Origin of the sequence: Pseudoxanthomonas sp. PXM03 (assembly GCF_014852005.1) — a bacterium.
GTDB lineage: Bacteria > Pseudomonadota > Gammaproteobacteria > Xanthomonadales > Xanthomonadaceae > Pseudoxanthomonas_A.
Map to the genome: position 1 here is coordinate 283,771 of NZ_JACVAU010000002.1, position 23,450 is coordinate 307,220.

Below are 23,450 nucleotides of genomic sequence, written 5' to 3' on the forward strand. Positions count from 1 at the left end.
TACTTACTGGAAACACCTGGAAAAAACAAAGGCCCGCGTTAGCGGGCCTTGTTCGGTGTTGCTTATAAGTGTCGCTTCGGAACGGTGCTGGAGGCTTTACGAATGCGCCGCTCTACCAACTGAGCTATTCCGGCGGAGCCGCGAATTTTAGGGGTTGGGGTGGGGCCGGGTCAATGCGGGGGTGTTGGGGATGGGGTGGTAAGCCGCTGGGAAGCCGGGGAGCGAATGCGTGGGTTACATGCCTCGCCATCGTCCAGCATGTTGGGGTTCAACAATCCACCCGAACCCGTGACCCTAAGCTAAGCCGGAACACGAGACCGACAAGACCCTGCGTGCTTCGTACTCATATTCAATTCGAATGACACTGCATCCCCCGTCAAAGACAACGGGAAGCTTATCAAGCGTAACAAGGTGAATCCCCATATCCCCCCCTAGTACAAGTACGCCACTGAGCATTCCCGCATCCGTCCTTGCATAGTAGCGAGTGTACGAGCTTATATCGGACGCTCCAGCGGGAAGGGTAAGTCCGCGCTCCAACTCTTTGACATGAGAAGCCATGTCCGAATCCAACTCGCGCACGGTGCTGCACCCTGTCAGAAGAAAAACAAAAAAAACTAATCTCGTTGCTAGCGCCATAACTTGAACCTCTAGAAGTATGTCGGCCTAATGGGTATCCCATGCTCCTGCCTGATCTTATTCTCAATCGGGAGGGACTGGTACTCAGCTGGCGGTGTCGTTCCCTTGATGGGGGCTCCATATACAGAGCTTTGGACACCTTCATTGATCGCTTTTGAATGTCCCATTTCATGCCCAAGACCAACAAAAGCAGGCCTCTGCGTAGATCCAGTCGCATCTTGCCCCCCAGTGTTATTGCTCGGGTTGTATTTGATCTCTGACCCCAACCCTACGCCTTTGTTTGCAGAGGGGCTGGCGCTAACCCTAGTAGAGTTATCGCCCGTTGACTCTCTAATTAAGATCACGTTCTTAGTGTCCCGTAGAGAATTGACCAGAGCCCTCCCCTCAGGCTTACTTTCCAGCTTCTTAATGTCTTCTCTGACCTGCTGCTTGAACTCTCTCGTGCCCTCAATTCGGATGCGTCGCCCGTCTGGGTCCGTGTACTTGTAGGGGTTCTGGTTTGCGTACCAATACCGATTGAAGTTAACCCCCGGCTTTTCGTGCGCCGTCACCGGATCAACCGAAAGAAACACCCCCACATGCGGATCGTAGTACCGCTGCTGCATGTAGGTCAGCCCGGTTGCCGCATCCTGCACATGCCCCGTGTAGCCGATGCCCTGATAGTTGGGCTTGCCGATTACGGCACCGTAGGGCTCGTAGTCGTTCCGCTCGATGACGGTGCCGGCATGATTGGTCACCGCGATCGGGCTGCCCAGCGCGTCGGTGTGCTTGAACAGCGATTGAAGAGACTGCGTTGAGTGCGTCCAGACCCTATCGGCGATCAAGCTCCCAGCGAGATAGATGTGCTCGAAATTCTTTCCCGCGCGATAGTCTTCCGTGTAGAGCACCTGCCCCGACTGACTGTACTGCGATGCAATCAAATTGAGAGACGTCCCCCAAGCATTAACACGCCGACCTTGGGCATCGTAGCGGTACCACTCTGGCCCACCGACAGCCCCGGTCGGACCGTGGGCCTCGCGTAGTCGGTTGCCGTAGTCAAACGTGTAAGAGCTTCCGTTCTTGTTCTCCAGATTGCCCTGCAGGTCGTAACCAAAGCCTACTGTCGTGGCGCCGCTACTGTTCTTGATGTTCTCAAGCCGATTGTTGCCTGCACCGTAAACATACTCCGCGTAGTCCTTTACCCCTGCCAGCTTCCACGACTTCATGTTATCCAGAGCGTCGTAGGTGAAGTGGTGCCAGTGGTCACCCCCGAACATCGCGGAACCGGCAGCTGTAAGGCGATCCAGTCCGTCGTACTCCATGAGGCGGTACTTGGGCGGACTGCCCGGGATCATGTCTGGCACGTGGTCATAGATCTGGTTTACGTTGCCGTTGGCGTCATAGCGATAGCTGAAATCCATCGACAGGCCGCTGCCGGAAACCCGATCCGGAAGCTGACGGGCATTCTGGGTCATGGTGTGAAGCAGGCCATTGCCATAGGTGAACTGCTTGATCGCCCCATTGGGGTAGTAGCTGGCACCAGAGGCGTAGTAGTAGCCGGACTGATCGCGCGCCTGCGTGGCCTGTCCCAAAGCATTGGGGGCATAGGTGATGACAAGACCGGTCGGGTAAGTTTGCGTGGCCAGGCTTCCGTTGGCGTCATAGCCATACCCCAGACCCCATACATACCAGTTCGGCTGATGAATCGACTCGCCGGTCAGCATGCGTCGCTTGTTGTAGACGTAGTCGCTTACCACCGGCGCCCCGCCACCGGCGTCATTCCATACCGTGACCTGCGAAGGCAGGCTGTCCGGCGTATACGTCCAGAGTTGATTTCCACGACCATCCGGAAACAGCAACTGATGCAGCCGGCTCCGAGCATCGTAGTACCGCGTGACCTTCCGCCCCGAATCCCGCCCAGCAATGGTGTCGCAGCTGGTCGTTCCCATCAGATGATGCAGGCCCGCCGCGCTCCATTGCAGATTCCCTGCGTTGTCATAGTCCATGATGGTAGCGCCCGTCTCGGGCTCCACCGCTTTACAGAGTTGCTGATAGCCGTCATACACGTAATGCCGATCAACGAAAAGGCTGCCACTCGCATTGCGCTTACGAATACGCACCGGCTTGCCGAACACATCGCGATGAATCTCCGTCGCCGACGTATCAGCACCGGCAAACTGGGTCACACCACTTGGATAGTCCGTTGCAGGGACATCGAAAGCTTGGTACTCGGTCAGTATCGAGAAGCCACGCGGATTCGTCACCTGCTGCTGGAAGCCAGCCAGATACTGGATGGTGGTCGTTAGCAAGCTGGGAGAGAGCTCGCTGTCTTGACTGGTTGACGTCGGTCGACCTAAAGCGTCGTACGCCGTCCAGGTACCCGTCGTCAGCACATCCGTTGTGCCCGGATACGATGCAAACGTCGTTCGCCCAGCATGATCGTAAGTGAAGCGTTGGAAGCGCTTCGTCCCTACTTCGTTCGCAGCGTCGTACTCGCGCGTCACCAAGGGACGCCACAAGCCGTCGTAGTAGCTGATCTTGACTGCATTTCCCGTCGTGACGGTCTGCCGCCAATGTCCGGCCGGGATGCCGTACTCGCTTGCCGAAACCTGCTGAAACACCTGCGTAGTCGTATTCCACGCCGTGGTGTCGCCCGTGGGATACACGATGCTGGCCAGTCTGCCCATGGCATCGTAGCCGTAGCCAGTCGTGTAACCATTCTCGTCGGTGACCGAGGTGATCCAACCGCTGTCGTTGACCATCGCCGACTCCACCGCACCCGCAGGTGCTTCCGGTGTAGGCGGATACTGGATGGCCTGCGGGACGCCGCGTTTCCAGTTGCTGGCGGTCGTGACGTTGTTGTTGCCGTCCTTGACCGTGGCGACCGTGCCGTCGGCGTTGTAGGTCAAGGTCTGCATGACCTTGCCGTACGACTCGCTGATCGACGGTCGCGCCAAGGCGTCGAACGTCGACTCCGCGACCTCCTGCCCATTCACGACAAGCTTCTGTGTCTGGCCCAGCACCCAAAGCGACTGATTATCGTGGTAGTCCGTCAGTTCCGTCTTGACCTGGCTGCCCGCAATCGAACTGAAACGCTTGACTGCTTTCGGCCTGGCCAGCGCATCGAAGAGATCGACCTGATACTTGAAATCCACGCCATCACGCGTCGTCGTAGTGCTCAGCTGCGGACGGTGGTACTCGGACGTGAACCCATCGAAGTTCTCTCGCAGGCTGTAGCCGAAGCGCTCCGGGTAGCCCTGCGGCGCCATGCTCAGGTCGAAGGTCGAAACCTGCACATCCATGAGCGGCGTCGTGGTACTGCCCCGCTCCACGCGCAGCAGCTTGCCTTCGTTATAGCGATAACTGTTGCCATGGAAATACTTGGTGCGCTCGCCATTGGGCCCCAGCACTAACGTCTCCGCCCGGCCCGCGCACGCATCCGACATACAGATCGGCTCGCCACACATGGTCCCCATCGGGCACGGGGTCATCATGTCGCCGCCCGGATAGAACTGGTAGCTGATGTTGGGCGTGTAGGTGTAGTTCCACTCCGACGCCGTCAGACTCGGCCCTGTGATGCGCTTTTTCGTCAGCGAATACGCCTCGTAGGCAATCGTCCACTGATTGGTGTCATCGTTGGTATTGGTGCCGAACTCGCCACCCACATCGAAGTTCTGACATGCCACGGGCACGTTGCTGCGGCCGTGCCTCAACCATCCGACCGTAAACGTTCCAGTTGCCCCTGAGGGATGCTGGATCGTTCCTGATACTTCCGTAGGACCGATCGGTCCGGAGAGACGCACGAAGCAATCACGCGTGGGCTCGTTCGCGGCACCCATCGGATACTGGATCGTCGCCGAGGTGAAAGGGGAAAAGCCGATCGTCCACTGCGCCCCATCCGGCTGTATGACAGCCGACAGGCTTCTTCTCGTGCCGGCGGCGACGTACTGGTACGTCCAGGTACGTGTCCCCTGTACCACAGTGGCGATATGCCCCTGTCCATTGTAAGTGATGGCCAATTGACGCCCATCGCTGGACACGATGCCGGTCAGCCGACCGGGCGCATTCCAGGCATTGGTATACGTGTATTCGACCGTATTGCCGAAGCGGTCCTGCACCTTGGTGGCATACAGCACGTTCTTGCGGCGCGCGATATTGCTGCCGCCATTCGCACTGCTCAGGTTGGGCTCGCGATACTGGGCCATCCAGTCGAACCAGTACTTGGTTCCGTCCGGCGTGATCGCCAGGAAGCCCTCACCCGTCGTGTTCTTGATGGTGGACAGGCATGACACATAAGTCTGGCCCGTGGTCATCCAGTAGTACGGCCCGCCCGTCGATGGCAAATAGGCGCCGGGTCGCACCTGGAGAAGCTCGCCGCCCGCTCCCGGCACATTGAGCGTGTTGCCCTGCCAGAAGTCCCAGACATTGATGTCCCATACCGGCGACGGCGGCGACGCTTGGTGCGCGGGTGCTGAACAACGGCGTCCGGGATCGCCGGGCACCCGGCTCTGCCAATTGGAGGCAAACGAACCGCTGATGCTGGGCGCATCAATATCCCAGTCCGCCATCATCTGATCCGTCACGGTCTCGTATCGGTTCTGCACCGAGTAGGAGCGGGAAATACCCACGGGCAGTGCGTTGTTACCCGGAATCGCCACGTCGGTGGCCGTGAACGACAGCGACCCGTTCGCGAGATTGACCTGATCCCCGAACAGGTCGGATTTCAGCGCGGCCGCCTGCTTGGCGGACTCGACACGCTTGTCGTATTCGTCCCAGGGATACTTGGAAGGTGTCTGCGCGGATGCATCCAGCCCTGCGCCCGCTCCCAGCATCAACAGCATCCACCCAGCCACCCGCTTGCGCGCTGTCTCCATGGCATCCCCTCGATCATTGTCCTGGCGGCTCCATCATGGAATCCGCACCCCTTCGAAGAACATACTTCCTGGATGCCTTGCGGGAAAGATCCAGCGACGAGTAAATGAATGTAGTTGGGGCAGGCTCGGTGCCAAGCCTGGCAGGACTGGAGCACTCGATGGAGTGCATCCGCCCTGGCCTCCACTCCGACTCACCCGGCGCGGTAGTTCCGACGCCCTTCCAAGACTTCCAGGCCCCGCAGTGCAACTCGTCCACGCTGGGGTCGTTCCGGAGCGCGACGCATTGACCATGCGTCGCGTCGCGCCGTCTCTGTATCAGCCATGCGGTGGCAATAACGCCGGACAGGGCCCCGAACCAACTGCCCATGCGCCACCCAGCAAAGCCATCACGCGCGACGCATTACCCCCATCCGCCTTCACCCACCTGCCCCAACGCCTCACGCAACCGTGCGTTCTCCTCCACCACACGCCCATAGGCACGGAACAGCGACCACGTTCCCCACACGCCCAGCACCAGGGCATGGGCGAACGGGATCGCGGCCAGCGCCATCAGCGAGGCCAATGCGGTTGCGTCGAGGGTGCGTACGTAGGGAATGGCCATCAGCCCCTGGTTGATCAGGGCGGTCACGGTGGAGATGGTCAGCAGGCCGAAGCTGACGTGGCGGAAGCGGCGCCATGCGCGCCACTGCAACACCAGCGCGACGATGCTGTACACCAGTCCGGCCACGATGAAGGCCCAGCTGAGGATCATGTAGACGGGCATGCAGGCTCCTGGGCACGGGTGCGGTGACGGGGTTTTATCACGTGGATGTGCGCTTGCTCGACCGCACATGAAAAGGCCCCGCGGTGCGGGGCCTTCTGTTGTCCGGGCGGGCTGTGTGTCAGCCGTTGCCGCCGCTCGAGCCGCCGGGTTCGTCGGGCGAGGCGGCGCGGTTCCTGCGGACGAAGCGCTGCGAGAGTTCGCGACGGGCTTCGTCCACGCCCTTGTCCTTGCCGGCCACCTTGATGACGCCGTACACCTCCAGCGAGGCGGCCATCAGGTCGCTGCCGAGGGCGAGTTCGGTGTCGGTGACGCGCTGATACAGGTGGGCCAGGCGCAGGGAACAGGGGCGCAGGGCGTCGAGTGCCATGTGATCCTGCTGGAAGGCGGCAAGGTCGAAGTCGCGCGGCATGATGCCGGCGTGCTGTTCCGCCACGCTCAGCGCGGTGGTGCAGAAGGCCTGCGATTTGGTGCCCATCTTGAAGAGGTCGCGGCGCTCGTCGTTGGTGAGCGCGACGAGCTGCTGCAGGTCGGCCTCAAGTGCGGTGATGGAGGCCAGGATGCGCTCCACCGTGGTGGGGTCGAGGGTGAGGCTGATGCGGTTCTGGGTCATGGTCCGTCCTTAGTTGTGTTCTGCGTAATGCCGGCCGGGTCCGACCGGCGCATGCAGCGTAGCGCGCACAAACGCCGATGCGACGTTGTGCGCGCTAATGTTGGATTTCTCACGCGAACGATATCGACCGAGGCAAATAGCCTGGGGCGTCAGCCGTTGTGTGTGTTGACCCAGTCAAAAAGCCTGACGGCTCAGGCTTAGTGTGTGTTGAAACAGCCGAATTGCCTGACGCACCAGGCTTGGTGTGTGTTGAGCCAGCCGAAATGCCTGACGTGTCAGGCTTACTGTGTGTTGAGCCACCCGAAAAGCCTGACGCGTGAGGCTTGGTGTGTGTTGAGCGAGGCTATTTGGCTGGCGAGTCAGGCTATGTGTGAGTAGAGAGGGTTCAGTTGTCATTGAGTCCGAACGGTGCCCGCGTATGCAGCCGCTCCTTCCATGAAGCCTCCACATGGATGACATCACGCAGTTCCATATCCGGCGACAGGCGCTGCAGGATGCTGAAAGCGAATCCGGCGGGGTCGAGTCCTCTCAGCAGCCTGTTTCCGCCGTGGCCGGAATCTGCGTAGTTCAACCAGCGCCCCAGAAGATTCTCTTCTCCTGCTGCAGATCCGACGTAGCGCTTGCCGGAGCCGCGATCAAATATCAGATATATGCCTCGCCACTGTTTGAGCAGCAGTTGCCACCGCGCAGGCAACAAAGGCAGTTGTGTCCAATCCACCACCAGCGAGTGCCATTCCGGCATGGGAGGCACCAGAAGGCCGTCCTCATGGAGAGCATGCACGGCAATCAGATTCCGATCCGCCCAGCGCCACCACGAGCGCTCTATACCGGGCCAGCGAACGACCAGACGTCCCTTCCACGCCGACATCATGTCCAGCGGCTCCAGGTCAAACCACAACGAGTGATCGCGATCCTTCGGCCCCCGCGTACCAAGCGCTCTTAGCTCGGCGTTCTCTGTAATCCCCCAGAACTCGCGTGTCGATACGGTCCTGGCGCCTTTCACCCCATACAGGCCCACGAAGACCGCCCTACCCGCTTCGTGCCCGATGAACGAAGCCAGATAGCGGGCCCGACCCAGCGCCTTCTCCACGATGGGACCGTGACTTTGCTGGTAGGCGTTATAGATGTGGTGCCGCTCGGCCGCCAGCCAGGGAAGCACCTTGCGCAGCTCGCGTTCGGTGGGCCGATGGCGCATGACGAGCACCTCGTTGGGTGGGATCCCGGCCTTGGCAAGCAAGTCGTTGAGTTCTATCAGCTCGGACACGTCGCTTGAATCCTCGAATCTTGGCCTCTGGGCCCTCGTGAGATCGCATACGGGAGGCTGTCCGGAAAGCGGTCGCCCCGTGCTGCGTGCCGACCACCCGGCACGTCCGGGCGTCTCCCCATATACTCACATTTGAGGGGTGCGGAAGGGGAAGACGGGGTGAGTAACGACGTGCAGGAACTACAGACCGCGCTGCGCCGATTTGCGGAGGAGCGGGACTGGGGCCAGTTCCATACGCCCAAGAACCTGGCGGCCTCGTTGTCGATTGAAGCCGCCGAGGTGCTGGAGCACTTCCAATGGCTGACCGACGAGCAGAGCCAGAATCTGTCGCCGGAGCAACGGGACAAAGTGGCACTCGAGATCGCGGATGTCCTGCTCTACCTGCTGCAGTTGGCAGACAAGCTCCAAATCGACCCGGTCGCGGCTGCCAAGAACAAGCTGGCGCTCAATGCCGAAAAGTACCCGGTCGACAAGGCCAGGGGCAGCAGCAGGAAGTACACGGAACTCTGATCGGGATGCCAAGGGGAAGGCTCGCGTGATCGTTTACCAAGCAACCAAACACCAGTTCCTGGATGACAACGACAACAGGAACATCGAAGACGTCATCAATGCGGCCTATGTCCAGAAGATGGGCCGCTACGCAACGGACGCCGAGTTCAAATCATGGGCGGCCTCGCTGCGCGAGATGTCCCGGGTGCTGCGCGACCCACAGATTCCCGACGACATCGGGGTTGGCGTGGAGTTCGGGATCCCACAGACGGCCAAGCGCATCGACTTCATCCTGTCCGGCGCCGATGACGCCGGCACACCCCATGTCATCATCGTTGAGCTGAAACAGTGGTCGTCCGCCAAGCTGAGCGATAGGGACGGCTTGATCGTCGCCAATCGCGGTGGTCGTGCCGAGACCGAAGGCCCCCACCCCAGCTATCAGGCATGGTCCTACGCGGCCTTGCTCAATGGCTTCAATGAAGCCGTCTACGAATCCGGGACGGCGCTACAGCCCTGCGCCTATCTGCACAACTACCGCGACGACGGGATCATCCGCGACGCGCGCTATGCCCCCTATCTCGACAAGGCGCCTGTCTTCCTGAAGGGCGAGGACGAACTCAAGCGCCTGCGCGATTTCATCAAGAAGCACGTCAAGAAGGGAGACAAGGGAGAACTGCTGTACAAGATGGAGAACGGGCGTATTCGCCCTTCCAAGATGCTGGCCGACAGTCTGGCCAAGATGCTCAAGGGCAATCAGGAGTTCGTCCTGGTCGACGACCAGAAGGTGGTTTACGAGACCTGCCTGGCCCGCGCCGAGCAGGCAAGCGAAACCCGCAAGCAGGTGGTCATCGTCAAGGGCGGCCCCGGCACTGGAAAGTCGGTGGTCGCGGTCAATCTGCTGGTGGCGCTGACCAAGCGCGGACAGGTGACCAAGTACGTCTCCAAGAACGCCGCGCCCCGCGCCGTGTATGCGAAGAAGCTGGCGGGTCAGGTACGCAGAGTTGAAGTCGGCAACATGTTCTCAGGGTCTGGCGGCTTCCATGACGCGGAGCCCAACGTGTTCGACACGCTTGTCGTCGACGAAGCGCATCGTTTGAACGCCAAGAGCGGCCTGTACGGCAACCTGGGCGAGAACCAGGTCATGGAACTCATCCGCAGTGCCAAGTGCACGATCTTCTTCGTGGATGACGACCAGATCGTGACGCTCGCCGATATCGGGCATACCCGGGAGTTGATGCATTGGGCAAATGCAGCCGGTGCGGAAATCACGACACTGGAGCTGAGCTCCCAGTTCCGCTGCGGCGGCTCCGATGGCTACATCGCGTGGCTGGACAACTGGCTGGGTATCCGCGAAACCGCCAACACGGATTTCGACCGCGACAGTTTCGACTTCCGAATCGTTGAATCGCCAGTTGAACTACACAGCCTGATTCGAGAGAAGAACAAGCTAAACAATCGATCACGAGTGGTCGCGGGGTATTGCTGGGATTGGAAGAGCAAGAAGGATTCCGCAGCCTACGACATCGTGATTCCGGAGTTCGGTTATCAAGCGCAATGGAATCTTAGCGTCGACGGCAGCCTCTGGATCATGGCGGAAAATTCTGTCGAAGAGGTTGGCTGCATCCATACCTGCCAGGGCCTCGAGCTTGACTATGTAGGAGTAATAATCGGGCGCGACCTGACGATCACCGACGGAACGCTAGTCAGAAATGCAAGTCGCCGATCCAAACAAGACCGGTCGGTCTTTGGCCATAAAACAAAGCTGAAAAGCGACCCAACCATTCAGCACAAGCTCGAGGCCATCATCTCAAATACTTACAAGACCCTTCTAAGCAGAGGACTGAAGGGATGCTACGTTTACTGCGTCGACCCATCACTTGGCACAAAGATTAAGCAGAACCTTCGATAGCTGAGTCGGGATCGTTCATCCACAGCAACCACCGCGAGGGAAGCACCGTCATGACAACGCACGTCGCAGATGGGATCAACGAAGCATACTTCGAACGAACTGACTTTCTAATCGTAGCCCTCACAGGAAGAACAGGAAGCGGCTGCACAACTACCGCCAACAATCTCTGCAAGAACCTTGCTGAAATCCCGTTTTCGGAGGATGACTCGACGGAGCCAGAGAAGAGAAAACTTGGAATAGCCAGACTTCTTCTCCAGCGCCAATGGATCCCTTTCAAGAAGATTACTGTCTCAACGGTCATCCTTAGCTTTCTTCTCGATAACGATAAGAAGCCGATCGAGGATTTCATCCTCACCTGCGTTGGCGACCCTACACTTAGCAAGGCCGTTAGCGACACTCTCATCGACCTAAAAAAAGTCGAGTCCTACAAGCATTTCAAGAAATGCATTGTCGATGGCGACCGAAAGAGTGAGTCTAGCGCTTGGAGTTTCTTCTTCACACACCTTGAGCCGTGCGCCGGCGAAGTTAGAAAACTGCTGGATACGAAGTATGCCCCCGCGTTTCAGCTCATGGGAGACAACATACGACTTAGCGGCTCCGCGATCTCGTCGGAGATCAATCCTACTAAAGTCTTCTCTTTGATGCGGCGAGTAAAAAGACTGGCTAAGGCCGCCTTTACGCATGATCGAGCTAACGGAAAAAAGAGCACTAGAGTAGTTATAGACGCCGTAAGGAACCCGCTGGAGCTGGTGTATCTAAGGGATCAGTTCGCCACGTTTTTCTCAATTGCGATAAGTACCAACGATCTACATCGCCGAAGCAGACTCGAGCGACTTGGCCTAAGCAAGGAAGCGATAGCTGCACTGGACAGCAAGGAGTACGCGGGCGGCAAATCTCTAAAAAGCTACGCGAGCTACGTCTCCCAGAACATTCAAGAGTGCATCCAAAAGTCCGACATTTTCTTCGCGAATCCGGGCGAACCAAGACAGAGAAGCAAGTGCATTCGTGAACTAAATGCGCAAATCGTGAGGTACGTCGCTTTGATGTTAAGGCCAGGGCTGATAACCCCAACCCGAGACGAGAGGTGCATGCAACTCGCGTTCACCGCAAAGCTCAATAGTGGCTGCATCTCTAGGCAGGTTGGTGCCGCCATAGCGGATGAGAACTATTCGATCAAAGCTGTTGGCTGGAATGATGTCCCCGCGGGCCAAGTGCCCTGCCTACTAAGAGACGCAAATGAGTTAATTAAGGGCGGCGACTCATTGGCCTTTAGCGACTTTGAGCAGACCGACGAAGATTTTAGAGCCAAAGTCGAAAGCAATTATGCGAGGCGAAACATGGCACTAAGTCCGTTGGGACTTCCTTGCCCAATCTGCTTCAAAGACACATATAACTCGCTCAAGAACGAGAACAATCAGGTTCATACTCGTTCGCTGCATGCTGAAGAGAATGCATTTTTGCAACTCGCAAAGCATGGGAACAGCGGAATAAGTGGAGGCTACCTTTACACGACAGCCAGTCCTTGCGAGCTGTGCTCGAAGAAGGCATTCCAGCTTGGCGTGAAGAAGGTCGTTTACGTCGACCCCTATCCAGGTATTTCGCAAGTACACGTACTGCGCTCCGGGAACAAAGAAAACCAGCCTGAGCTAGCGCTTTTCCGTGGCGCAATTGGGCATGCCTATCATCGACTGTACGATCCACTCATGCCTGTCAAAGATGAGTACAACGCGAGACTTACGGATATTCCTGTGAGCCCGCAGCCTCCATTGGTTTGATCTCGCGATCTGACGTACAGAGGGATCGAGGCCGCGGCAATTGGACTTGGAAAGCAGTTGCTTCAATCCCTCAACACCAACACCGGGTTCTCATCAATCGTCCCATCCTCGTTCACCACCACGTAGCGATCACCCTCGCGGTTGAACAGCACGGGGATGGGGGTCTTGAACAGCGGGCGGCGGACGAACTTCAGGCGCCAGTGGAAGGCTTCCATGGTGTGGATGGTGGCTTGCTGCTGCGGGGTGAGGCCGGCCAGCAGCGTGGCGTCGTCCATCTTCGGCGCGCCCTTGCGGCGCTCCGGCGTACGGGGAGAGGTGCCCGGGGCGTCCGGGTCGGGGGTGTCGCGGGGGCGATGGGGATCCGTCATCCGGTGGGGGGCTCCTGATGGCGTGGAACGGGAACGGGGGTGCCGCTGTGGCGGCAGCTTTACCTTCTATCGGCCGGGCTCAAGGGAACGTGAGGAGCGCGTTGTGTCGCGGAGGGGCGTTCAGGGAAAGGGGCGACGGGCTTGGAGGGATCGCGCTTGCCCCTCATCCGCCTTCGGCACCCACCCCGGCCGGGCGAAGCACGCCCGGCGTTCCGACGATCGCGCGGCATGCCGCGCAGGCAGATCGTCTTCACCCCCGCCCGCGGGGAGAAGGATATGCAGGCGTCAGGCGCGCAGGACGAGCGTTGGGGTTTCGTTGAGCGTGCCGTCTTCTTCGATCACCACGTGACGCGTTGCGTCACGATCGAACAACACCGGGATGGGCGCGCAGAACAGCGGACGGCGCACGAAGGCCAGGCGCCACTGGAAGATCTCCAGCGCTTCCAGCGTCATCAACTGCGCGGGCGTGAGGCCGGCGCGCAGGTCTGCGGCATCCTGCGCCGCGGTGGATTTGCGGCGCTCGGGCGCGCGCGGGGCCGCCGCCTTGGGGGCGGAGGCCTGCCAGGGGCCATTGATGACGGAGGCGTGGGCAGCAGTGCGATGCATGGGGGTGGGGGCTCCAACAATTGCGGGTGACATCTGTTGCTACTAACGGCCACGGGCGGCCGCTATTTAGGGTGATGACCGCGATGCAAGCCGTGTGCCGGAATGTGGGGCGCGCAAAAAAGCCCCGCGTGGGCGGGGCTTTGTCGGTGGTGATGGATCGCGCTTGCCCCTCATCCGCCTTCGGCACCTTCTCCCCGCTTGCGGGGAGAAGGAGAAGCATGCTCCCCGCTTGCGGGGAGAAGGAGAAGCATGCGCACCGCTTGCGGGGAGAAGGAAGGCAGGCCTCCCGCCTTGCGGGCAGAATCCCTCAGGCGAACGGGTCCTGCAGCACCATGGTGTGGTCGCGGTCCGGGCCGGTGCTGACGATGGCGAGCGGGCAGCCGGACAGCTCTTCCAGCGCGCGCAGGTAGGCACGCGCGGCCGGCGGCAGCTTGTCCCACTCGGTCACGCCATGGGTGTTCTCGTCCCAGCCCGGGAATTCCAGGTACACCGGCGTGCACTCTTCCCAACCGCCGGCATCCAGCGGCGCGTACTCGGTGCGCTTGCCGCGGTATTCGTACGCGATGCAGATCTTCAGCGTCTTCATGCCGTCCAGCACGTCCAGCTTGGTGATGCACAGGCCGGAGATGCCGTTGATGGCGACGGCGCGCTTCAGCGCGACGATGTCCATCCAGCCGCAGCGGCGCGGACGGCCGGTGGAGGCGCCGTATTCCTGGCCGCGGTCGCGGATGCCCTGCCCCACTTCGTCGTCCAGCTCGGTCGGGAACGGACCGCCGCCGACGCGCGTGGCGTAGGCCTTGCAGATGCCCAGCACGTAGTCGATGGCGTCCGCGCCCACGCCGGTGCCGGCGAATGCGCCGCCGACGGTGGTGTTGGAGCTGGTGACGTAGGGATAGGTGCCGTGGTCGATGTCGAGCAGCGCACCCTGCGCGCCTTCGAACAGCACGCGCTTACCCTGCTTGCGCAGGTCGTGCAGGATGCCGGCCACGTCGGACTTCATCGGCTGCACGTATTCGCCGAAGGCGAGCGCTTCGTCGTAGGTCTTCTGGAAATCGACGGCGTCGACGCCCAGGTACTTGGTCAGCACGAAGTTGTGGTAATCCAGCGCGGTGCGCAGCAGCTCTTCCAGCTGCTTGGGGTAATGCAGGTCGGCCACGCGGATGCCGCGACGCGCCACCTTGTCCTCGTACGCCGGGCCGATGCCGCGGCCGGTGGTGCCGATGGCCTTGCCGCCGGCAGCCTTCTCGCGGGCCTGATCCAGGGCGATGTGGTACGGCATGATCAGCGGCGTGGCCGGGGAGATCTTCAGGCGCGAACGCACTTCCACGCCGGCCGATTCCAGTTCGTCGATTTCCTTGATCAGCGCGGCCGGCGACAGCACCACGCCGTTGCCGATCAGGCACAGCGCGTCGGGGCGCAGGATGCCGGACGGGATCAGGTGGAGCACGGTCTTCTTGCCCCCGATGACCAGCGTGTGGCCGGCATTGTGGCCGCCCTGGAAACGGACGACGGCTCCGATTTCCTCGGTGAGCAGATCGACGATCTTGCCCTTGCCTTCATCGCCCCACTGGGCGCCGAGAACGACGACTGACTGACCCATGACGGGTAACTCCTCGATTGTTGGCGGCCATCGGGGCCACCGGAAGGGTCGTGCTGGTCCACGGCGCCGTTGATGCCGGCAGGCTCCATCGGGGAGCCGCCCGCCACGCCGGGCCCAGACACGGAAAAAGCCGGCGGTCTTCCCACGCAGGGAGCCCGTCCGGCTTTTGTGCATTATCCGGGTTTAGGGGGACGGGGGCTACCCTGCCCCAGCGCTTCCGTTCAGCGCTTCAACACCCACAAGAACGTCAGCCCGAAGATCAGGATGAAGCCGCCGACGGCGCGCACCTGGCCGTCGGACATCTGCAGCAGTTGCACCACGGCGCGCTTCCATCCTGCGGGAATGGCGAACAGCACCAGGCCTTCGAGGATGGCGACGAGGCACAAGGCGGACCAGAGTTCGGACATGGGGGAAGTCCCGGCGCCGCCGTGATGGCGGGGCGATGGAGAACAGGGCTGAAACGGCACCGGCCGCCCTGGGGCGGCCGGTGGAGGAGGCTCAGCGGTCGCTGCGCATGTACTGGAGGAAGGGGTCGTCCTTGTCCAGCACGATCACGCCCTGCCCATCCTTGAACGAGGCCCGGTAGGCCTCCAGGCTGCGCTGGAAAGCGTAGAACGCCGGGTCGCGGTTGGCGGCCACGCCGTAGAGGCGGGCGGCTTCGGCATCGCCTTCACCGCGCAGCTTCTGCGCATCGCGCTCGGCTTCGGCCAGCAGCACCGCCACGTCGCGGTCGGCCTGCGCCCGCACGATCCGCGCCTGCTCGGCGCCCTGCGCGCGCAGGGCGCTGGCCACCTGGGAGCGTTCGGCGCGCATGCGGTTGTAGACCTGGTCGATGACTTCGCTGTCGGTCGGCAGGTCGATCTGCTTGAAGCGGATGTCCACCACCTGCATGCCCAGGTTCTTGGCACCGGCATTGATCGCCGGCAGCTGCTTCTCGATCAGCTCATTGCGGTTGCCCGACACCAGTTGGGTGAGCGTGCGCGAGTTGATCTCGTTGCGCAGCGATTCCTTGATGATGGGCGCCAGGCGCTCGGTGGCCAGGTCGGCCTGGCCGCCGGTGGCACGGTAGAAATCGGCCGCGTTGACGATGAAGCCGATGGCGATGAAGTCGACGCTGACGTCCTTGCGCTCGGAGGTCAGCGAGCGTTCGGGCGGAAACTCGTTGGCGGTGAAGCGGCGATCGAACACGCGCGCGGTTTCCACCAGCGGCAGCTTGAAGTGCAGGCCGGGGCCGATCTCGCTGCGCACCACGCGACCCAGGTTGAGCACCAGGCCCACCTGCCCTTCGCGCACCACGAAGACCGAGCCCATCAGGCCCAGCAGCACGGCCACGGCGATGCCGACGATCAATGAAGTCTTCATGGCTGCGCCTCCTCACGGCCGGCCGGGCGCGGTGAGCGCACCGCATTGCGGGAACTGGACGGGGTGCTTTCCACGGGCGGCATCATTTCGGTGGGAATCACGCCCGTGGGCAGCTGACCGGCGGACGAGCCGGCGGCGTTGCCCATGGGCACGTAGATCAGCTGGCGGCTGTCGCCGCCGACCACCTTGCGGTTGTCGGCGAGCACCTGCTGCACGGTATCCAGCCACAGCCGCTTGCGGGTGACCTCCGGCGCGTTGCGGTACTCGTCCAGCAGCAGGCTGAAGCGGGTCGCGTCACCGGTGGCGCGGGCGATGGAGGCGGTCTTGTAGCCTTCGGCCTGGGTACGGATCTGCTGCGAGTCGCCGCGCGCCTCGGGGACGATCTTGGCCGCATAGGCACGCGCCTGGCTGACCACGCGCTCGTTTTCCTGCTGCGCGCTGTTGACCTCGTCGAACGCCGGCTTGACGGCTTCCGGCGGGCGGGCGTCCTGCAGACTCAGTTCGGTGACGACCAGGCCGGTGCGGTAGGCCTCCAGCGAGGCCTGCAGCGCCGTGCCGGCGGTGGCGGACAGCGGACCGCGATTGTTGAGCGCCGCGTCCAGGTCGGAACGGCCGATCACTTCACGCACGGCGCTCTGCGCAGTCTGCTCCAGCACGCGGGTGGCGTCGGTGGTGCCGAACAGGAACAGCTTGGGATCGCCCACGCGGTACTGCACGTTGAACGACACGGTGATGATGTTCTCGTCGCGGGTCAGCACCGGCAGGCTGTTGCTGAAGGTGCGCACGCCGGTGGCGTTGACCTTGGTGACGCTTTCGATGGGCCAGGGGAACTTGAAGTTCGGGCCGGGCTGCATGGTGCGGTTGTACTGGCCGAAGCGCAGCACCACGCCCCGGTCCTGCTCGCCGATCAGCTGGAAGCTGGAGAACAGCACCAGGATGCCCACGCCCAGCAGCACCCAGCGCAGCGGATTGCCGCCGCCAGCGCCGCCGAACAGGCCGCGCAGGCGTTCGACCACATCGCCGATGCCGCCGCCCTGCCGGTTGCGCGGCTTCCAGCTGTTGTTCCGGTTGCCGTTGTTGCCAGATCCGCCGCCGCCACTGCCAGGGGTGTTCCAGGCCATGCCCACTCCGTATTGAAAGATTCGCGCGGCTGGGGCCGGCGCAGGTTTCGATTCTACTAGATAGGGGCGACCGGGCCCGGAGGCAAGGCCGGGAGGTCATGGGGCACCGGATTCGGGTCCCTGTAGGAGCGACGTAAGTCGCGACCGCGGGAATTCCGTGCAGGGTATTTGCCTCGGGCGGTTCACCTGTGCGGTCGCGACTTACGTCGCTCCTACAACGGCAATCCGATCCCGCCCTACTGCCAGTCTTCCCGCTCCATCTTCGGCAGCAACGCCTCCAGCGGATGCCCGCCGGCCTGCGAGGCCAGGCGCTGCGCGTCGGCCAGGGCCAGGTCGAGGGTGACGCGCCAGCCGTTCTCCTCGAAGTCCTCCGCGAGCACCGCACCGAGTGCGTGCAGGCGCGAGCGCAGGCGTGCCGAGTTCGCCGGCAGGTGCAGTTCGCCGCGCACGCGCTGGAAGCCCAGCCGCTGCGCCAGCGCGCCGCGCAGCAGATCGATGCCCGCGCCATCGCGCGCCGACAGCCATACCCGCTCGCGGCCCATGCCGGCACTGGGGGCGTCGCCTTCGTCCACGCCGGGGTCGGGCTGGTCGTGGCGCGGTTCGGCGCCTTCGATGCGGTCGATCTTGTTGAACACCAGCATCTGCGGCAGGTCGCCGGCACCGATTTCCTGCAGGACCTCGTCCACCTGTGCGATGCGCTCTTCGCGGTGCGGATCGGCGGCGTCGATGACGTGCAGCAGCAGGTCGGCTTCGCGGGCCTCGCTCAGGGTGGAGCGGAAGGCGGCGACCAGTTCGTGCGGCAGGTCGCGCACGAAGCCCACGGTATCGGCCAGCACCACCGCGCCGCCGGGCAGGTCGATGCGGCGCACGGTGGGGTCCAGCGTGGCGAACAGCTGGTCGGCCGCGTAGGCCTCCGCGCCGGTGAGCATGTTGAACAGGGTGGACTTGCCGGCGTTGGTGTAGCCCACGAGCGCCACGCGCGGCAGTTCGCTGCGCACGCGGGCGCGGCGCATCTGGGTGCGCTGCACCTCGACTTTCTCCAGCCGCTTCTGCAACTGCTCGACGCGCTTCTGCAGCAGGCGGCGGTCGGTTTCCAGCTGGGTTTCGCCGGGACCACGCAAGCCGATGGAACCGCCGCGCTGGCGCTCGAGGTGGGTCCAGCCACGTACCAGGCGCGTGGCCATGTGGCGCAGTTGCGCCAGTTCGACCTGAAGCTTGCCCTCATGGCTGCGCGCGCGCTGCGCGAAGATGTCCAGGATCAGCCCGGTGCGATCAAGCACGCGTCGCTCGAGGAATTTTTCGAGGTTGCGTTCCTGGCCCGGAGACAGCGGAAAGTTGACCAGGATGAGGTCGGCGCCGGTGGCATCGGCGGCGGCCTTCACTTCTTCCAGCTTGCCGCTGCCGATCAGCGTGGAGGGATTGGGGCGGTCGATGCGCGCGGTAAGCAGCGCGGCGATGGTGGCGCCGGCCGAGCGCGCCAAGTCGCTGAATTCCTCGGTGAGGCCGTCGTCGGGACGGCCGCCGGCATGCGGCTGGATCAGCAGCGCATGCTCGCCCTTGCGGGATCTTTCAAACAATGGGGTCGTGCCTCTTCACTAGAGGCACGCATTATCACGCGGTTTCGTCGTCGCCGCCTTCGGCGTCTTCGTCACCCTGCTGCACGTAGCCGCCGCCCGGTCCCACGCGCACGTTGCGCGCCGGCACCACGGTGGAAATGGCGTGCTTGTAGACCATCTGGCTGACCGTGTTGCGCAGCAGGACCACGAACTGGTCGAAGGATTCGATGGTGCCCTGCAGCTTGATGCCGTTGACCAGGTAGACCGACACCGGGACGCGCTCGCGCCGCAGTGCATTCAGGAAAGGATCCTGCAGGGATTGCCCCTTGGACATGACGTACTCCCGCCTTGCGTTCTTATAGTTAGGTATGTGGTGCCGTGCCGGGCCGACGAACAGCTCCCCTGTCGTCCCGGAGCCCCGATGTTACACAACATCGGCCCGGCGGGGCGTTGCCAAGTCAGGCAACGGGTCCCAATTCCGGACAATGTGACCCAAACGGTCCACGATCACGGCAGGAACAGGGCCAGTGCATCGTCCAGGCGGGCGCGATCGATGGCCGGATCGAACCAGCGCGCGTCCAGTTCTCCGCGCAACCAGGTCAGCTGGCGCTTGGCGAGCTGGCGGGTAGCGGCGATGGCGCGCTCACGGAACGCCGCCGCATCGCCCTGGCCGTCGAGGTACTCCCACGCCTGGCGATAGCCCACGGCGCGCACCGCCGGCAGGTCGAGAGGGACGGCGACGGCCTGCATGCCCGGCAGTGCGCGCAGGCGGTGGACTTCGTCGAGGAAGCCTTGTTCGAGCATCAGGTCGAAGCGGCGCGCGATGCGCTCATGCAGCACGGTGCGGTCGGCCGGTGCGAGTACCAGCTTCAGCACGCGGAACGGCAGGCGCATGCCGCGTGCTTCGCGCTGCCAGTGGCTGATGGGCTTGCCGGTGAGGCGGTACACCTCCAGCGCCCGCTGGATGCGCTGCGGATCGGTGGCGTGGATGCGCGCGGCGGCGGCGGGGTCGACCTGGGCCAGCGCCGCATGCAGGGCCGGCCAGCCCTGCGCCTGCGCTTCCGCGGTGATGTCGGCACGCAATGCGGCATCCGCCGCCGGCATGGCGGCCAGCCCTTCGAGCAGGGCCTGGAAATAGAGGCCGGTGCCGCCGGCGAGGATCGGCAATCGCCCGCGCGACGCGATGCCGTCCAGCGCGACGCGTGCCTCCTGCGCGAACTCGGCCGCCGAATACGCCTGCCACGGGTCGCGCACGTCCAGCAGGTGATGCGGCACGCGCGCCTGCTCTTCCGCCGTGGGTTTGGCCGCACCGATGTCGAGGCCCCGGTAGACCAGCGCCGAATCCACGCTGATGATCTCGCCACCGAAACGTTGCGCCACTTCCAGCGCGAACGCGGTCTTGCCCGACGCGGTCGGGCCCATGATGGCGATGGCGAGGGGACGGGCATCGAGCGGCATGCGGGTATTGTCGCATCCGTCCGCCACGCAGCCCGGCGTGGCGGCGGGGCCAGCCCTCTACTCGTCGTCGGGCCAGCGGATCGTCTGCGCGGCGGTCGGCTTGCGGGGCGCCGGGATGGCGGCGACGGCATTCCATATCTTCAACGCATCCACCGTGGCGGCCACGTCGTGTACCCGCACGATAGCCGCGCCGCGCTGTGCGGCGATCAGGTGCGCAGCCACCGATCCGGCCACGCGATCAGCCGGCGCATCACGACCGGTGAGTTGCCCGATGCTGCGCTTCCGCGACAGACCCGCCAGTACCGGCACGCCGAGCTCGACGAACCGCTCCAGCTGCGCCAGCAACTGCAGGTTGTGCGGGGTGTCCTTGCCGAAACCGAAGCCGGGATCGATGACGATGTGCTTCTTCGCGATGCCGGCCATCTCGGCCGCGAAGATGCGCTCGGCGAGGAACCGGTGCACCTCGCCGACGACGTCGTCGTACTGCGCGGCGGCCTGCATCGAACGCGGCTCGCCCTGCATGTGCATCAGGACCACCGGCACACCGAGCATCGCGGCGGTCTCGAGCGCACCGTCGCGGCGCAGGCCGTAGACGTCGTTGATCATGCCCGCACCGGCCTGCACGGCGGCGCGCATCACGTCCGGCTTGGAGGTGTCGACGCTGATCGGCACCGCGATCTGCGCGGCAAGCCGCTCGATCACCGGTATCACGCGGCGCAGTTCCTCCTCCAGCGCCACCTCGTCCGCGCCCGGGCGCGTGGATTCGCCCCCGATGTCCAGCAGGTCCGCGCCCTCTTCCACCAGTTTCAACGCGTGCGCGACGGCCGCTTCCGTCGTGTCATGCGCGCCGCCATCGGAAAACGAATCCGGGGTGACATTGACGATGCCCATCACCTGCGGGCGGTCGAGCCGGAGGATGCGGCCGGCGCAGTCGAGCTGGGGGACGGTGTCGAACATGCGCTTCTCCCGATGTGCTGCGCGCATTGTAGAGCGCTCCGTTGTGGGAGCGACGCCAGTCGCCGCCCACCGTGACGGACGCGGCACGAGGAAGCATCGCGCCTCGCGTCGCTTCCGCCAGACCGGAACGACGAAGGCCTGGCATGGCCAGGCCTTCGCGTCACGCAACGGGTGGATCAACGCGCCTCAGGTCTGCGCGGCAGGACCCCCAATCGGCGGCAGCGGACGCGACTCGGGCTTGTCGTCGTCCTTGCCGGTCTTGTTCCAGCCCATCGGCGGAGGCGGCTCGCGCCCTTCCATGATGGCGTCGATCTGGGGCACGTCGATCGTTTCGTACTCCAGCAGCAGCTGCGACATGGTGTGCAGCTTGTCCATGTTCTCCGTCAGGATCGTCTTGGTGCGCGCATAGGCGCGATCCAGGATGGCGCGGACGACTTCGTCGATCCGGCGCGCGGTCTCGTTGGAGACATTCTTGTGCTGGGTGACCGACCGGCCGAGGAACACTTCGTCCTCTTCCTCACCGTAGGCGATCGGGCCCATCTCGTCGCTCAGGCCCCACTTGGTGACCATGTTGCGCGCCATCTTGGTGGCGCGTTCGATGTCGTTGGACGCGCCCGTGGTGACCTTGTCGGCACCGAAGATCAACTCCTCGGCGACGCGGCCGCCATACAGCGAACACAGTTGCGACTCGATGGCCACGCGATTGAGCGAATACTTGTCGCCTTCCGGCAGGTACATCGTCACGCCCAGCGCGCGACCGCGCGGGATGATGGTGACCTTGTAGACCGGATCGTGCTCCGGCACCAGGCGGCCGACGATGGCATGGCCGGCCTCGTGGTAGGCGGTGAGCGTCTTCTCGTCCTCGCTCATCGCCATCGAACGGCGTTCGGCGCCCATCAGGATCTTGTCGCGCGCGCGGTCGAAGTGGTCCATGCGGACTTCCTTCGCATTCTCGCGTGCGGCGAACAGGGCGGCCTCGTTGGCGAGGTTGGCCAGATCGGCGCCACTGAAGCCGGGCGTACCGCGCGCGATCACCATCGGCTCGACGTCGTCCGCCAGCGGCAGCTTGCGCATGTGCACGCGCAGGATCTGCTCGCGGCCCTTCACGTCCGGCAGCCCGACCACGACCTGGCGGTCGAAGCGGCCCGGACGCAGCAGCGCCGGGTCCAGCACGTCGGGACGGTTGGTCGCGGCGATGACGATGACGCCTTCGCCACCCTCGAAGCCGTCCATCTCGACCAGCAGCTGGTTCAAGGTCTGCTCGCGCTCGTCATGACCGCCGCCAAGGCCGGCACCGCGGTGGCGGCCGACGGCGTCGATTTCATCGATGAAGATGATGCAGGGGGCGTGCTTCTTGGCCTGCTCGAACATGTCGCGCACGCGGCTGGCGCCGACGCCGACGAACATCTCGACGAAGTCCGAACCGGAAATGCTGAAGAACGGCACCTTGGCCTCGCCCGCGATGGCCTTGGCCAGCAGCGTCTTGCCGGTGCCGGGCTGGCCGACCATCAGCACGCCGCGCGGGATCTTGCCGCCCAGCTTCTGGAACTTGCCCGGATCGCGCAGGAACTCGACCAGTTCGCCGACTTCCTCCTTTGCCTCGTCGCAACCGGCGACGTCCGCGAAGGTCACCTTCACCTGGTCCTCGCCCTGCAGCTTGGCGCGCGACTTGCCGAAGGACATCGCGCCCTTGGCACCGCCGCCACCGCCCTGCATCTGGCGCATGATGAAGATCCAGAAGCCGATGATCAGCAGCACGGGCAGGAAGTTCAGCAGGATCGCGACCAGCGAGATGCCGCTGTCGGGCTGCTCGCGGTCAAAGGTGACGTTCTTGCTGATCAGTTCGTTGACGAGGCTGGGATCCTGCGGACCGTAGACCGTGCCGGTCTGGCCGTCCTTGCGCTTGAAGGTGATCGCGTTGGTCGACAGATTGCTCTCGTTGGTGAACTGCACCGACGCGACGCGGCCCGCTTCGACTTCCTGCAGGAACTCGGAATACGTGATCGCGCCACTGGTGGTCGTGGCCCCGCCCTTGGGCGAGAAGCTCTGGAAGACGACCATCAGCACGACGGCGACGACTACCCACAGCAGAAGATTCTTGGTCAGGTCGTTCATCCTCATCG

18 protein-coding genes are annotated in these 23,450 nt (G+C 63.1%); 3 read left to right on the forward strand and 15 right to left on the reverse strand.

Translation table 11 applies throughout. The features are described from left to right. Window positions 1-647: 647 nt before the first annotated feature. The 4 genes from IB223_RS10085 to IB223_RS10100 form a co-directional block, all read right to left on the reverse strand. Entirely contained in the window at window positions 648-5,489 is a 4,842-nt protein-coding gene (locus IB223_RS10085; RefSeq protein WP_192201537.1) for a M91 family zinc metallopeptidase, read from the reverse strand. Between the two features lie 400 nt (window positions 5,490-5,889). Continuing rightward, complete coding sequence (locus IB223_RS10090; protein WP_192201538.1) at window positions 5,890-6,252, reverse strand: hypothetical protein; 363 nt, start codon at window positions 6,250-6,252, stop codon at window positions 5,890-5,892. 118 nt (window positions 6,253-6,370) lie between these two features. Next, window positions 6,371-6,862 carry a hypothetical protein gene (locus IB223_RS10095; protein WP_225590995.1) on the reverse strand — a complete coding sequence of 164 codons (492 nt, stop codon included), beginning with the start codon at window positions 6,860-6,862 and terminating at the stop codon, window positions 6,371-6,373. Window positions 6,863-7,247: 385 nt separating this feature from the next. Continuing rightward, window positions 7,248-8,126: a GIY-YIG nuclease family protein gene (locus IB223_RS10100; protein ID WP_192201539.1), complete on the reverse strand. Its 879-nt coding sequence runs from the start codon at window positions 8,124-8,126 to the stop codon at window positions 7,248-7,250. A gap of 159 nt (window positions 8,127-8,285) precedes the next feature. On the opposite strand from IB223_RS10100, the gene IB223_RS10105 reads away from it, so the two are divergent. Genes IB223_RS10105 through IB223_RS10115 form a run of 3 tightly spaced genes read left to right on the forward strand, consistent with a single transcriptional unit; the run spans window position 8,286 to window position 12,299 of the window. Next, window positions 8,286-8,636, forward strand: a complete 351-nt coding sequence (locus IB223_RS10105; RefSeq protein ID WP_192201540.1) for a nucleotide pyrophosphohydrolase — start codon at window positions 8,286-8,288, stop codon at window positions 8,634-8,636. Between the two features lie 25 nt (window positions 8,637-8,661). Continuing rightward, entirely contained in the window at window positions 8,662-10,524 is a 1,863-nt protein-coding gene (locus IB223_RS10110; RefSeq protein ID WP_192201541.1) for a DUF2075 domain-containing protein, read from the forward strand. Between the two features lie 50 nt (window positions 10,525-10,574). Beyond that, window positions 10,575-12,299, forward strand: coding sequence for a deoxycytidylate deaminase (locus IB223_RS10115; protein ID WP_192201542.1), 1,725 nt, complete (start codon window positions 10,575-10,577; stop codon window positions 12,297-12,299). A gap of 62 nt (window positions 12,300-12,361) precedes the next feature. Here the strand turns inward: IB223_RS10115 and IB223_RS10120 are convergent, their stop codons facing one another. The 11 genes from IB223_RS10120 to ftsH all read right to left on the reverse strand — a co-directional run bounded on the left by IB223_RS10120 (window position 12,362) and on the right by ftsH (window position 23,442). Next, window positions 12,362-12,667, reverse strand: coding sequence for a hypothetical protein (locus tag IB223_RS10120; RefSeq protein WP_225590997.1), 306 nt, complete (start codon window positions 12,665-12,667; stop codon window positions 12,362-12,364). A gap of 285 nt (window positions 12,668-12,952) precedes the next feature. Beyond that, window positions 12,953-13,273, reverse strand: a complete 321-nt coding sequence (locus IB223_RS10125) for a hypothetical protein (RefSeq protein WP_225590998.1) — start codon at window positions 13,271-13,273, stop codon at window positions 12,953-12,955. A gap of 307 nt (window positions 13,274-13,580) precedes the next feature. Further along, window positions 13,581-14,873: an adenylosuccinate synthase gene (locus IB223_RS10130; RefSeq protein WP_192201543.1), complete on the reverse strand. Its 1,293-nt coding sequence runs from the start codon at window positions 14,871-14,873 to the stop codon at window positions 13,581-13,583. A 221-nt stretch (window positions 14,874-15,094) separates the two neighbouring features. Next, window positions 15,095-15,280: a DUF2065 family protein gene (locus tag IB223_RS10135; RefSeq protein ID WP_192201544.1), complete on the reverse strand. Its 186-nt coding sequence runs from the start codon at window positions 15,278-15,280 to the stop codon at window positions 15,095-15,097. A gap of 91 nt (window positions 15,281-15,371) precedes the next feature. Continuing rightward, window positions 15,372-16,235 carry a protease modulator HflC gene (gene hflC / locus IB223_RS10140; protein WP_192201545.1) on the reverse strand — a complete coding sequence of 288 codons (864 nt, stop codon included), beginning with the start codon at window positions 16,233-16,235 and terminating at the stop codon, window positions 15,372-15,374. Then, complete coding sequence (hflK, locus tag IB223_RS10145) at window positions 16,232-17,356, reverse strand: FtsH protease activity modulator HflK (RefSeq protein WP_192201546.1); 1,125 nt, start codon at window positions 17,354-17,356, stop codon at window positions 16,232-16,234. The genes hflC and hflK overlap by 4 nt, the downstream gene beginning before the upstream one ends. 236 nt (window positions 17,357-17,592) lie before the next feature. Further along, a complete protein-coding gene (hflX, locus tag IB223_RS10150) occupies window positions 17,593-18,933 on the reverse strand; it encodes a ribosome rescue GTPase HflX (protein ID WP_192201547.1) in 1,341 nt (446 codons plus the stop codon). Between the two features lie 34 nt (window positions 18,934-18,967). Next, on the reverse strand, window positions 18,968-19,246 hold the full coding sequence (hfq, locus tag IB223_RS10155; RefSeq protein ID WP_062355623.1) for an RNA chaperone Hfq: 279 nt from the start codon (window positions 19,244-19,246) through the stop codon (window positions 18,968-18,970). A 173-nt stretch (window positions 19,247-19,419) separates the two neighbouring features. After that, a complete protein-coding gene (gene miaA, locus IB223_RS10160; RefSeq protein WP_192201548.1) occupies window positions 19,420-20,370 on the reverse strand; it encodes a tRNA (adenosine(37)-N6)-dimethylallyltransferase MiaA in 951 nt (316 codons plus the stop codon). A gap of 57 nt (window positions 20,371-20,427) precedes the next feature. Beyond that, window positions 20,428-21,327 (reverse strand): dihydropteroate synthase, encoded by a 900-nt coding sequence (gene folP / locus IB223_RS10165; protein WP_192201549.1) that lies wholly within the window; start codon window positions 21,325-21,327, stop codon window positions 20,428-20,430. Between the two features lie 186 nt (window positions 21,328-21,513). Beyond that, a complete protein-coding gene (gene ftsH, locus IB223_RS10170) occupies window positions 21,514-23,442 on the reverse strand; it encodes an ATP-dependent zinc metalloprotease FtsH (protein WP_192201550.1) in 1,929 nt (642 codons plus the stop codon). Between the last annotated feature and the right edge of the window lie 8 nt (window positions 23,443-23,450).